The following is a 12364-nucleotide window of genomic DNA, read 5'->3' as shown; positions in this document are numbered from 1 at the left end:
CATTGCCCGGATCCGGTTGCGACACGGCGTGCCGCTACTCAGCCAGTTCGACCCGGTCGCAGAAGAAGGCCAGCGCCTCCGGATTCGCGAGCGCCTCCTGGTTCTTCACCGGCCGGCCATGCACGACGTTGCGCACCGCGAGTTCCACGATCTTGCCGCTCTTGGTGCGCGGGATGTCGGCGACCTGCAGCACCTTCGCCGGCACGTGGCGCGGCGTGGTGTTGTCGCGGATCGTCTGCCGGATGCGGACGACGAGCGCGTCGTCGAGCGTCAGTCCGTCGCGCAGCTTCACGAACAGCACGACACGTACGTCGTTCGGATTCTGCGGCGGCCAGTCCTGGCCGATCACGAGCGACTCGACCACTTCCGGCAGGCGCTCCACCTGGCGGTAGATTTCTGCGGTGCCGATGCGCACGCCGCCGGGGTTCAGCGTCGCGTCCGAGCGTCCGTGGATGACCAGCCCGCCATGTTCGGTGATCTCGCAGAAGTCGCCATGACACCACACGTTCGGGAAGCGGTCGAAGTAGGCGGCGTGGTACTTGGCCCCGCCCTCGTCGCCCCAGAAGCCGATCGGCATCACCGGAAACGGCTTCGTGCACACAAGCTCGCCCTTCTCTCCGCGCAATGGTCGGCCCTCGTCGTCCCAGACGTCGACCGCCATGCCCAGGCCGCGGCACTGGATCTCGCCACGCCACACCGGCAGCACCGGCGAACCAAGGACGAAGCACGAGATGATATCGGTGCCGCCCGAGATCGACGACAGCTGCAGGTCGGCCTTGATGTCGCGATAAACGTAGTCGAAACCTTCCGGCACCAGCGGGCTGCCGGTGCTCATCATTGCGCGCACCGTGGCGAACTTGTGCGTCTCGCGCGGTTTCAGATTGAACTTCGCGGCGGCGTCGATGAACTTTGCCGAGGTGCCGAAATGCGTCATATGCTCGGCGTCGGCGTAGTCGAAGAGGATCTGGTTGTCGGACGCGAAGGGCGAGCCGTCGTAGAGCAGCAGCGTCGCGCCCGCGGCCAGACCTGACACCAGCCAGTTCCACATCATCCAGCCGCAGGTGGTGAAGTAGAACAGGCGGTCGCCCGGCTTCACGTCGGCGTGCAGGCGGTGCTCCTTCAGGTGCTGCAGCAGCGCCCCGCCCGCGCAATGCACGATGCACTTCGGCACGCCCGTCGTACCGGACGAGTACATGATGTAGAGCGGGTGATCGAAGGGCAGCGGCTCGAAGGCGATGTCGTCGACGAGGTGGAAGGGCGTGACGAAATCCTTCCACATCAGCGCATGCGGCACGTGCTTGAGGTCGTGTTCGGCATGCACATAGGGCACGACGACGACGCGCCTCACCGACGGCAGCTGGCGCACGATGTCGCCGAGCTTGCCGAGCACATCGATGGCCTTGCCACCGTAGAAGTAGCCGTCGCAGGCGACGAGCACTTTCGGCGCGGTCTGGCCGAAGCGGTCGAGCACGCCCTGCACGCCGAAGTCCGGCGACGCGGAGGTAAAAATCGCGCCGATGCTGGCCGCCGCGAGCATCGCGATCACGGTCTCGGGCATGTTCGGCATGTAGGCCGCGACGCGGTCGCCCTTCTGCACGCCCTGCTCGCGCAGCGCGGCGGCGAAGTGCGCGACGGCGCGATACAGCTCCCCGTGGGTCATGCGGTTCTGCACGCGGTCCTCGCCCCAGAAGACGAGCGCGTCCTTGGCGTCGCGCGAGCGCAGCAGGTTTTGTGCGAAATTGAGGCGCGCATCGGGAAACCACTTCGCGCCGGGCATGCGGTCGCCGTCGACCAAGACGCGCTCGCCACGCTGGCCGATCACGCCTCCACCGGTTTTGTCACCCTCCCAGACGCTGACCCAGAACTGTTCGGGCGCGGCGATCGACCAGTCGTAAAGGGCATCGTAGTCCGGCAGCGACACGCCCCAGCGCTTCTCGGCCGCGAGGCGGAAGGCGGTGACGTTCGCGGCGGCGATGCGATCGGCGGAGGGCGTCCAAAGCGGAACAACGGTGTTGTCGGTCATATGAAACTCCATCCGGTTTCCTCGTCGTTCCATTCTATCCCTGTAGCATCGCGCGTAGCGCCGCGAGCGGGGCAGTCGAGCCTCGCGCTCCGCTCAGCCGGCGAGCGCAGCGACGGTGTTTTCGATGCGGCCGAAGATGCTGCGGCCGGCGGCGTCGAACATCTCGATGCGCACGGTGTCCCCGCTGCGCATGAAGGGCGTTGCGGGCTTGCCCTGCTCGATCGTCTCCCAGGTACGCACCTCGGCGAGGCAGCAGTAGCCGACACCGCCGTGCTCGATCGACGAGCCCCACAGATCGCCCGCCTTGTTCGACACCGTGCCGGAACCGATGATCGAGCCCGCTTCGAGCTCGCGCGTCTTCGCGACATGCGCGACGAGCTGGCCGAAGCTGAAGCTCACGTCAACGCCGGCGTTCGGTTTGCCGAAGAGCCGGTCGTTGAGATGCACGACGAGCGGCAGATGGACCTTGGCGTCGCGCCACGCGTCGCCCAACTCGTCGGGCGTCACGGCGACCGGCGAGAACGCCGACGCAGGCTTGGACTGGAAGAAGCCGAAGCCCTTCGCCAGTTCGTTCGGGATCAGGCCGCGCAGGCTGACGTCGTTCACCAGCATCACGAGCCGGATCGCCTTCGCGGCCTCTTCGGCCGTCGCGCCCATCGGCACGTCGCCGGTCACGACCGTCACCTCGGCCTCGAAGTCGATGCCCCAGCTCTCGTCGGCGACGACCTTGTCGCGCGGGCCGATGAAGCTGTCCGAACCGCCCTGGTACATCAGCGGGTCGGTGTAGAAGCTCTCGGGCACTTCCGAATTGCGCGCCTTGCGCACGAGCTCGACGTGGTTGAGGTAGGCCGAGCCGTCCGCCCACTGGTAGGCGCGCGGCAACGGCGAGTGGCAGGCGGATTCGTCGAAGGGAAGCGAATCCACGGCGCCGCTGTTGAGCGCCTCGTACACCTGGCGCAGCTGCGCCTCGCAGTCGGACCAGTTGTCGAGCGCGGCCTGCAGCGTGCGGGCGATCGCGGGGACGGCGCGGCAGCGGGTCAGGTCGCGGCTGACGACGACGAGCGTGCCGTCGCGGCCGCCTTGCTTGAGGGTCGCGAGTTTCACTTGAACATCTCCTTGTAGCTGCCGTCGTGCATCCACGCCGCGTGCTTCGGCGCCTTCTTGGTCTGTGCCCACTCTTCGAGCATCGCCCACTTCACGTCGTCGAGCGCCTCCAGCATCTTGGGCAACGCCGTGTTCGCGGCGAGTTCCAGACGATGGCCGTTCGGGTCGAAGAAGTAGATCGACTGGAACAGCGCGTGGTCGGTCGGCCCGATCACGTCGATGCCTTCGGCTTCGAGGCGCGCCTTGGCGGCCAGCAGCACCTCGACGGACTCGACCTGCAGCGCGAGGTGCTGCGTCCACGCCGGGGTGTTCTCGTCGCGGCCCATCTTCGGACGGGTCGGCAGCTCGAAGAAGGCGAGGACGTTGCCCATGCCGGCGTCGAGGAAGATGTGCATGTAGGGATCGGCTTCGCCGGTCGAGGGCACGGCGTCCTCGGCGATCGACAGGATCAGCTTCATCCCGAGGTGCTTCTCGTACCAGCGCGCGGTCGCGAGTGCGTCGTGGCAACGGTAGGCCACGTGGTGGATCTTCTGGATTAGCATTCTTGTCTCCGTATTCATTCTCAGACGCCTTCGCGCGCGATCTTCATCGCGTCGCGCAGCACCGAGATGTCGCCAATGTGATTCGCGAGCAGCAGGATCAGGCGAGCGTTCACCATCGCGCTCTGCTCGTCCGTCAGGTCGCGGTGCGTCTCGATCAGCGCCTCGTAGAAGTCGTCGCCGGGCGAGAAGGCGCGGAAGTGGCGCTTGCCGGGTTCGTGCAGGTTCGGTTGCGTGTTGAGGGCCATGGCGGTCTCCATCAGGCGTTGCAGGTGGCGCGCGCCACGGCGGCACGCACTTGGGCGAGGTCGAGCGCGCGCCAGCGCGCGGCGACGTGCTGGTCGGGGCGGACGAGGTAACTCGTGCCTTCGCGCAGATCGTAGCGCTCGCGCACGCGGCCCTTCACGTCGATCAGGGTCTTCAAGCCGGCGGGTGCTGTGCCGCGTTCGGCGACGACGATCGCTTCGACCGGAATCGGCGCGTCGATCAGGCTGCGGAGCGACTGGGCGGTCGCCGCATCCAGCGCGCCCGCATTCGGGACGTAGTGCAGCAACTGGAAGCGGTTGCCGACCGCACCGAGCAGCCAGTGCGTGCCGTCGGCAACCGCGACCGGCGCGTCGTCCATCGGCGCACCGGGAATCATGTTGCCGGCGAACACGTCCGAATCGCCCGTGTTCAGGCGCGAATCGGCAAGGAAGCTTGGCACCGACAGCCGCCCGGAGTTGACCAGCGCGCGGGCGAACGGGAATTGCTCGGCGAGCCCCAGCACCGCGTTGCGGAACGTCTTGCTGACGGCACTCTTCGGTGTGATGAAGTCCGTCGAGCGTGTCGAGTTCATGATGTTCTCGTCGGCGGCGTAGCAGCGCTCGTCCGAGTAGGTGTCGAGCAGCGTCGCCGGCGCCTTGCCGTCCATCACGAGCTTCAGCTTCCACACCAGGTTGTCGGTGTCCTGGATACCGGAGTTGGCGCCGCGCGCACCGAAGGGCGAGACCTGGTGCCCCGCATCGCCGACGAAGAGTACGCGGCCGTGGTTGAAGCGATTCATGCGGCGACACTGGAAGGTGTAGACGCTGACCCACTCGAGCTCGAATTCCCTGTCCTCGTTTCCGTCATCTGCGAGCATCGCCTTGATGCGTGGGATCACGTTCTCGGGCTTCTTCTCTTCCTCCGGATCGACGTTCCAGCCGAGCTGGAAATCGATGCGGAAGACGTTGTCGGCCTGGCGGTGCAGCAGCACCGACTGATTGCGATGGAACGGCGGATCGAACCAGAACCAGCGCTCGGTCGGGAAGTCCGCCTTCATCACGACGTCGGCGATCAGGAAGCGATCCATGAAGATCTTCCCGTCGATGTCCAGGCCCAGCATCGTGCGGATCGGGCTGCGCGCACCGTCGGCGACGATCAGCCAGTCGGCGGACAGCGTATAGGCGCCGTCCGGCGTCTCGACACGCAAGGTCGCCTGCTCCGCGTCAGGGGTCACCCCGATCACGTTGTTCCTGAAGCGGATCTCGAGGTTCGGCAGCTGGCGCGCACGCTTGATCAGGTCGTCTTCCAGGTAATACTGCTGGAGGTTGATCATGCCCGGCCGGTGATGGTCCGGCTCGGGGCACAGGTTGAAGTTGAACACTTCCTCCTCGCGGAAGAAGGTGCGACCGACGTTCCACGACACGCCCTTCTGCACCATCTCTTCGGCGCAGCCGAGGCGGTCGAGCACTTCGAGGGTGCGCTTCGCGTAGCACACGCCGCGCGAGCCTATGGACACCGTGTCGTCGTTGTCGAGCAGCAGCACGCGCTGCCCCTGCTGGGCGAGGTCGATCGCGGCAGTCAGGCCGACGGGGCCGGCACCGACAATCACGACCGGATAGTGCCCGTCACGCGCTTCGGCGATCTCGGGCGGTCGGACGTACTCGAACTTCGGGTATTGGAACGTGCTCAGCACGGGTGTCTCCTCCGTTTGTTTCACGTCTCCGGGCCTGCCTCTTGGCGTGCTTCGGCCCGGAGTCCGGCGCCCGTGAGGGCGCGACTCTGATCGGTTGATTGCTCAGCCGGGGTAGCAATTACGTGATGTCAGCACGAGTACTGCACGGTCACTCCCTCCCCTTCAAGGGGAGGGTTGGGGTGGGGATGGGTTAAGCAGACGCCGCAGAAACCCATCCCCCTCCTAACCTCCCCCCTTGAAGGGGGAGGAAGAACGTGCCCGAGCACACGTCATATGACGCCGGCTCAACACCACCACACGGTCACTCCTGCAGCGAATGCCACATCTGCCGGTCGCGCTCGGCCGTCCAGATGCGCGGGTCACGGATGCCGCTCGCCTCGTCGTGCGCGCGCGTCACGTCGAAGGGCAGGCAGTGCTCGTAGATGAAGACCTGCCCGAACTTCGGGTCCATGTTCTTGCGCGTGTGCGCCATCGTCGCCTTCAGGTCCATGCCCTGCCCGACCGCCTCCTGTGCGCTGCGATACAGCGTCGACACGAAATCACGGGTGTAGGCGAGGCCCGCGTCGACCGCTTCGCGTCCGATCAGCGCCGGGCCGCGGCCCGGGACCAGCTTGTCGAATTTCATCGCGGCCAGGTTGTCCAGCGTCTGCGGCCAGTCGGCGAGGTAGGCGTCGCCCGTGTAGCAGGCCGCGTCGGCCTCGACGAGGTCGCCCGAGAAACAGATGTTCTGCGACGGCAGGTAGACGATGGTGTCGCCCTTGGTGTGGCCGCGGCCGATCTGCTTGATCTTCACTTCAAGCTTGCCCATCCACAGGGACATCTCGCCTTCGAAGGTGATCGTCGGCCAGGTCAGCCCCGGCACGCTCTCGACCGCCTGGAAAAGACGCGGGAAGCGGCCGATCTCGGAATCCATGTCCTGCTGGCCGCGCTCGACGATCAAGTCCCAGGTGTCGCGACTGGCAATGATCTGCTCGAGCCCTTCGGACTTGTAGCCGGAGGCACCCAGCACGCGCACCGCGTGGTAGTGCGTCAGCACGACGTACTTGATCGGCTTGTCGGTGATCTCGCGCACCTTGGCGATCACGCCCTGTGCCGCGACCGGCGTCGCGGTGGCGTCGATGATCATCACGCCGTCGTCACCGATGATCACGCCGGTGTTCGGGTCGCCTTCGGCCGTATAGGCGTAGGCGTTGTCGGAAAGCTTGTCCCAGCTGATCTGCTTTTCTTCGAGGTCGGCCTGCGAGGCGAATTTTTTGGTGGTCATGATTTTGGGGTCTCTGTCGGGATGGGTGGACGATATGAATCCTAGACACAAATTCGTCTATACGCAACCGATTTGCTATTCACAAACTCAAAACCGAGCGCAGCCGGCTCGTGGTCTCGCTGTTCAATGCGCGAGCGCGCGAACGCCGATCACGCTCTCACCCCGATCGGCGTTTCAGCTCTCGGGGAACCGCTTCCGTTTCTGGGCATACATCAACTGGTCCGCCCGAAGGAGATGGTCGGAGAGGCTCAGTTCGGACGCCGGGTCACACTGCACGATTCCGGTGCTGAACGAGATCCGGTAGGGACAGTCCGATCGCAGCGTATAGTCCGCGAGGCTTTGCTGCATCCGGGCCAGGAGCACGTCCGGCTGCGACGTATCGATCGTGAACACGGCAAACTCGTCGCCACCGATACGGGCAAGCACGTCGGCGTCACGAAAGCATTTCCGCAGTATGTGCCCCATATCCTCGATGAGGTCATCGCCGACATCGTGCCCATATGCGTCGTTGATTGCCTTCAAGCCATCGATATCGATGAACACAAGGACGCTTGGCACCTGCTGGCGGCGGGCAAGCTTGTAACTACGTTCGGCGTGAAGGAAAAAACCTCGCCGGTTCAGGAGGCCGGTCATCACGTCCGTCACCGAGATCCTGTGGATTTCCTCTTCCACGGAGTCCCGCCTCAGCAACTCGACCGCGTGAAGACGGGCGGCCTCTTCAATCTCGCTCGACTTTGTGACGATGCGGTCTTCGAGCATCTTCCGGGAGCTAACATTGCCGAGAGCCGCTCCGGTGATCTCGCCGAGCAGGCGCAGGGTCGGAATCAGGCGTGCGAGCTCCTTCCGGTACCCCTGTCGATACCACACCGACACCAGCGCCCCCACGGGCCTGACCGGCGGAAACGGGTATGCAATCAGGCTCGCAATGCCCAACGCAGTGAGTTCGTCCTCACGCATGCCGGAATCCGGCGCAATCTCGGGAAGCAGGATCGGCGTCCGGTCGGCCATGGCGCGTCGCGCATGTCGCAGCAACGCCGACGCTTCCGGCGTCGGCATGGGCCTGCGGTGACGGCCGAACTCCGTGACGAACTCGCGCTCGCCGTCATGCACGAGCAAAAGGCTCCCGTCCGAATGGAGAAGGTCCGGGATGGCCCGCCCCGCCAGTTCGAGGATTCCCCCCAGGTCGGGGGCCTGCAAGAAATCACGCGCAAGGGCAAGCAGGCGTCGCAGCACCACGGAACTCTCCGCTGGTCCCTGTGCCATCGCAGTTCTCCCTCAGTGATTGCCCTGCGACGTCGAGCGACAAAGGCCGGCATGAACGACCCGCCGGCGCCTGCAAGCAGTCAGGACTGGACCAACGTTAGCAGAATATCCGGGTACCAGGCGCAGTTCAGACCCAGTGCCTCGTCGAGCTGGAGATCGCGCGTGCCGACATCGAGCCGGGCCGAATGCACACCGAGCAGCATCCACGGCAGATCGCCAAAGTCGGGAGGCGGATTGGCCACGCGCATGACCACGGGCGCACCGCTGGTGCCACGGTGGGTGCGCGCATCCGTAAGAAAATAGCCCTCCCCCTGGAAACGCAATCCGAACGACGATGCCACGACCGCCTGACGCACCACCGGCATGTGGTGCAAGGTGTCGTGAAAGCCGAGCGGAAAGCCTACGATCAGCAGCGAGGTGCCGATTTCAACGTGATCGAGCCGGCCCGGCAGATGCGCCTGCGTGAAGGCGCGATAAACGGTGGTCGCAGGCAACGCCCCGCGATCGATCTCGACGACCGCCACATCGATGCCGCCCGCTGCGTCGAACCCCTGGCGCCACAGGCTCCGGCCATCGCGATAAAGAGGTATCGAAAAACCCGTCGATTCCGCGAGATTGTCCGGGTTGTTGTGCAGCTCCAGTTCGATCCGGTCCGGGAAGTGCCGGGCGGGCTTGTCGAATAGCACGTGCCCGCTCGTGACGAGGAAGAGGCGCTGATCGTCCCCGAAGAAGAATCCGCTGGCATTGGTCAGTTGCCGCTGGCCATCGAAGGTGACGATGCGCACGGTCGTCAGGAGAAGGGGCTCGATCATTCGCGGTGCGCCGTGATGGGCTGCGTGACCGGGCGGAATCCGGCCGCGACAAGGGATCTTCCTCGCACTCGCGCGCACGGCGAAGGGGCGAACGACCCGCGCCGCGCGTTCCGCGATGTGCCATTCCCGCAGAGGCTATGGCCAGATTACCACCGTGCGGCCCGCAGGGTTACGCCGCGACCGCCTCCAACGCCGGGTAGTCGATATAGCCTTCCGGTCCGGGCGCGTAGAAGGTCTTCGGGTTCGGCGTGTTGAGCGGCGCATTGCGCTTCAGGCGCGGCACCAGGTCGGGATTCGCGATGAACAGCCGGCCGAAAGCCACCGCATCGGCCCGGCCCGATTCCACGGCCTCGACCGCCATCGCACCGTCGTAGCCGTTGTTGGCGATGTAGGTGCCCTTGAACGTCCGGCGCGCCCATGCGAAGTCGAAGCCCGGTACGTCGCGCGGACCGCCGGTGGCGCCTTCCACGAAATGGATGAACGCGATGCCGCGCTTGTTCAATTCCTCGACGAGATGGCCGAACACCGCCTGCGGGTTGCTGTCGGACAGGTCGTTCGCGGGGGTGACCGGCGACAGGCGGATGCCGACGCGGCCCGCGCCGACCTCGGCGATCACCGCGTCGATCACTTCGAGCGCGAAGCGGGTACGGTTCTCCACCGAGCCGCCGTACTGGTCGGTGCGCCGGTTCGCGCCATCGCGCAGGAACTGATCGACCAGATAGCCGTTGGCGCCGTGGATCTCTACGCCGTCGAAGCCCGCGCGGATCGCGTTCGCGGCGGCACGCCGGAATTCCTGCACGACCTCGGCGATCTCCTCGACGCTCAACGCTCGCGGTTCCGGCACCTCGACCTTGCCGTTGTGCGTGTAGGCCACGACCTTGGGCTTCACCGCCGACGGGCCAACCGGCTGGGCACCACCCGTGAGGTCCGGGTGCGTGATGCGCCCGACGTGCCAGATCTGCGCGACGATCTTCGAGCCGGCTTCGTGTACCGCCTGCGTGATCGCCTTCCAGCCCTCGACCTGCGCATCCGAATAGATGCCCGGCGTCGCCATGTAGCCCTTGCCCACCGGCGATACCTGCGTGCCCTCGCTGATGATCAGGCCCGCGTTGCTGCGCTGGCGGTAGTACTCGACGTTCATCGTGCTGCCGGGGATGTCGCCGGCGGCCTCGTCGGCGCGGCTGCGCGTCAGCGGCGCCATCACGACGCGGTTGGCGACCTCGATGTCGCCGATGCGGGCGGGCTGGAAAAGCTTGCGGGTAGTGTTCATGGGTCGGGCTTCCTTCGTGAATCGCAATCGGGAACGGGATCAGTCGCCTGATCGACTTGCCACGATTATGTCCATGCCTGATCCAATGGAGTAGCCCGAATCGGTGATAGCATCTATTCCCAACAGGAATAGTCAGGAGCCGCCATGGATCGCATGCGCCTGATGGAGACCTTCGTCCGCGTCGTCGAGACGGGCAATTTCTCGGCCGTCGCGCGCGAAGCGCACACCACACAGTCGGCCGTCAGCAAGCAGGTGCAGGCCCTCGAAAAGCTCGTCGGCGCACCCCTCCTCGTCCGCTCCTCGCGCAGCCACTCGCTCACCGAAGCGGGCCAGCTCTACTACGAGCGCTGCCGGCAGGTGCTCGACACGCTGGAAGAAGCGCATCTCGAGGTGCACCGCGTGGAGCACGAGATCTCCGGCGTCCTGCGCGTCGCCGCCCCCGTCGCCTTCGGCCGCCTGCACATCGTGCCCCGCCTGGCGGCCTTCTATGCGCGCCATCCGAAGATCAAGCTCCACCTGCAACTCGACGACGGCTTCGTCGACCTGGTCGCGGCCGGCATCGACGTCGCCTTCCGCGTCGGCGAACTCAAGGACAGCCGACTGATCGCCCGTCGCATCGGCTCAGCCCATCGCGCCACCCTCGCCTCCCCCGCCTATCTTGAGCGGCACGGCGAGCCGCAACGCCTCGATGAGCTGCCGCGGCACAACTGCCTCGTCTACACGGGCCTCACGGCCATCAACGAGTGGTCCTACCTCGACGCCGACGACCGGCTGCACACCGTCCGCGTCGACGGCAACTTCCAGTCCAACAGCTCCGAAGCCATCCGCCAGGCCGTCTGCGAAGGGCTCGGCATCAGCTACTCACCAATCTGGGTTTTCGGCGACGACCTGCGCGCCGGCCGCGTCAAACCCATCCTCACCCGCTACCGCGCGCCTCCCCTGCCCCTGAACGTCGTCTTCCAGCCAGCCCGGCGGCCGTCGCTGAAGGTGAACAGTTTCGTGAACTACTTTTCGGAAGCGTTCAGCCGCGATCCGGACATTGCGCAGATGCTGACCGCGGATGCGGAGACGACGGATACCCGGGCAGTGCAACCATAACGGCACGGCCGTGAAAACCGTGCGGATTCCGAATCGGAATTGTCCGGTTCTCGCCCGTGTGCGCCAGCTGCATCAGCAGATCCCGTAGCGACGCAGGCGGGCGGCAATTGCCGAGTGCGAGGCGCCGAGCCGCTTGGCCAGTCGCCGGCTGGACGGAAAGTCGCCATACAGGCGCTGCAACAGGTTCTTCTCGAAGTCGGCGACCGCCTGTTCAAGCGTCGTGACTTCTCCGGTCATGCCTTGCACGGCGGGGTTTGACGCTTGCGCAAGTTCCAGGTCGTCGGCGCCGATCACCAGCCGTTCCGACATCGTCACGGCGCGGAAGATCACGTTCCAGCTGTCGAAAGCCGCTACTCCCCCTGCGGGGCCGGTAAATTACCGCGTCCGCGCGCCCTTCACGAACTCAAGCGAGGCGCGGAACAGTTCAATATCTTGCTCGTAGTCTGCCGCGTCGGCCCGGTCGATTTGAATCCATTCCCTCGAACTTGCCATGCCTCCGGGTTGAAATGGGACGACGTCGCCCCTTGAGAACTGCAACTCGATCGCGGTGGTGGCAGGCACGCGTAGTCCGACGCCGGTGCCGCTTATGCAGGCGAACATCTTGTCGTCGACAAAGTAGGCGTCAAGTCCGCTGATCTTCCTTGCTCTGACGCCAGGAAGCTTAAGAAGAACTTCATCGATTTGCGACTTTCGGCTGGCATTTGGTACGCAAGTATTCAAGGGATCTCCGTCGAGTGTCATGGAAGAACGGCTGAATCACGTCGTGTGATACGCCAGATCCCGCGGGATCTGCAAGCGAATCATGTCATGGTCCGACGCTATCAAACAGGCCCGATCTTTTCAGGTTGGTCCGTAGCCCGTTGTCGACCCACCGCAGCAATCCAGCCCTGCACGACGTGAACGACCTGCACGGCAGGTTTCTGATGCGGATTTAACCGGTGGACCTTCCATGAACTACAGGTCGTCGGCCTGGCCAGCAGTTGGCCTGATGCGTGTCGGGCGGCAATGCGACGCTCACCTGCCGTTCAGGCGCTGAGGGAGCTCATTGACCG

Annotated in this window: 12 protein-coding genes; 1 reads left to right on the top strand and 11 read right to left on the bottom strand. The window is 65.2% G+C overall.

The features are described from left to right. Positions 1-34 precede the first annotated feature (34 nt). The 9 genes from AzCIB_RS06500 to AzCIB_RS06460 form a co-directional block, all read right to left on the bottom strand. A complete protein-coding gene (locus AzCIB_RS06500) occupies positions 35-2023 on the bottom strand; it encodes an acetoacetate--CoA ligase (protein ID WP_050418258.1) in 1989 nt (662 codons plus the stop codon). A gap of 93 nt (positions 2024-2116) precedes the next feature. Next, positions 2117-3127: a fumarylacetoacetate hydrolase family protein gene (locus AzCIB_RS06495; RefSeq protein WP_050415145.1), complete on the bottom strand. Its 1011-nt coding sequence runs from the start codon at positions 3125-3127 to the stop codon at positions 2117-2119. Continuing rightward, positions 3124-3669: a VOC family protein gene (locus tag AzCIB_RS06490; RefSeq protein ID WP_050415144.1), complete on the bottom strand. Its 546-nt coding sequence runs from the start codon at positions 3667-3669 to the stop codon at positions 3124-3126. Before AzCIB_RS06490 ends, AzCIB_RS06495 begins: the two co-directional genes overlap by 4 nt. Before the next feature lie 20 nt (positions 3670-3689). Then, positions 3690-3914 (bottom strand): DUF2783 domain-containing protein, encoded by a 225-nt coding sequence (locus AzCIB_RS06485; RefSeq protein ID WP_050415143.1) that lies wholly within the window; start codon positions 3912-3914, stop codon positions 3690-3692. Positions 3915-3925: 11 nt separating this feature from the next. After that, positions 3926-5605, bottom strand: coding sequence for an FAD-dependent oxidoreductase (locus tag AzCIB_RS06480; RefSeq protein WP_050415142.1), 1680 nt, complete (start codon positions 5603-5605; stop codon positions 3926-3928). Positions 5606-5906: 301 nt separating this feature from the next. After that, entirely contained in the window at positions 5907-6869 is a 963-nt protein-coding gene (locus AzCIB_RS06475) for an MBL fold metallo-hydrolase (protein ID WP_050415141.1), read from the bottom strand. 174 nt (positions 6870-7043) lie between these two features. After that, positions 7044-8105 carry a GGDEF domain-containing protein gene (locus AzCIB_RS06470; protein ID WP_232299375.1) on the bottom strand — a complete coding sequence of 354 codons (1062 nt, stop codon included), beginning with the start codon at positions 8103-8105 and terminating at the stop codon, positions 7044-7046. A 107-nt stretch (positions 8106-8212) separates the two neighbouring features. Then, positions 8213-8944 (bottom strand): S1 family peptidase, encoded by a 732-nt coding sequence (locus tag AzCIB_RS06465; protein WP_050415139.1) that lies wholly within the window; start codon positions 8942-8944, stop codon positions 8213-8215. A 169-nt stretch (positions 8945-9113) separates the two neighbouring features. Next, positions 9114-10214: an alkene reductase gene (locus AzCIB_RS06460; RefSeq protein WP_050415138.1), complete on the bottom strand. Its 1101-nt coding sequence runs from the start codon at positions 10212-10214 to the stop codon at positions 9114-9116. 144 nt (positions 10215-10358) lie between these two features. Here AzCIB_RS06460 and AzCIB_RS06455 point away from each other — a divergent pair, with 144 nt between their 5' ends. Continuing rightward, complete coding sequence (locus tag AzCIB_RS06455; protein ID WP_050415137.1) at positions 10359-11312, top strand: LysR family transcriptional regulator; 954 nt, start codon at positions 10359-10361, stop codon at positions 11310-11312. A gap of 72 nt (positions 11313-11384) precedes the next feature. On the opposite strand, the gene AzCIB_RS06450 is transcribed toward AzCIB_RS06455, so the two are convergent. Then, positions 11385-11642, bottom strand: a complete 258-nt coding sequence (locus AzCIB_RS06450; RefSeq protein ID WP_050415136.1) for a TyrR/PhhR family helix-turn-helix DNA-binding protein — start codon at positions 11640-11642, stop codon at positions 11385-11387. A 45-nt stretch (positions 11643-11687) separates the two neighbouring features. Next, positions 11688-12053, bottom strand: coding sequence for a hypothetical protein (locus AzCIB_RS06445; protein WP_050415135.1), 366 nt, complete (start codon positions 12051-12053; stop codon positions 11688-11690). Between the last annotated feature and the right edge of the window lie 311 nt (positions 12054-12364).

Source organism: Azoarcus sp. CIB (assembly GCF_001190925.1).
Taxonomy (GTDB): Bacteria; Pseudomonadota; Gammaproteobacteria; order Burkholderiales; family Rhodocyclaceae; genus Aromatoleum.
Note: the sequence above shows the minus strand (reverse complement) of the source record. Positions and strands in the feature narration are given on the sequence as shown.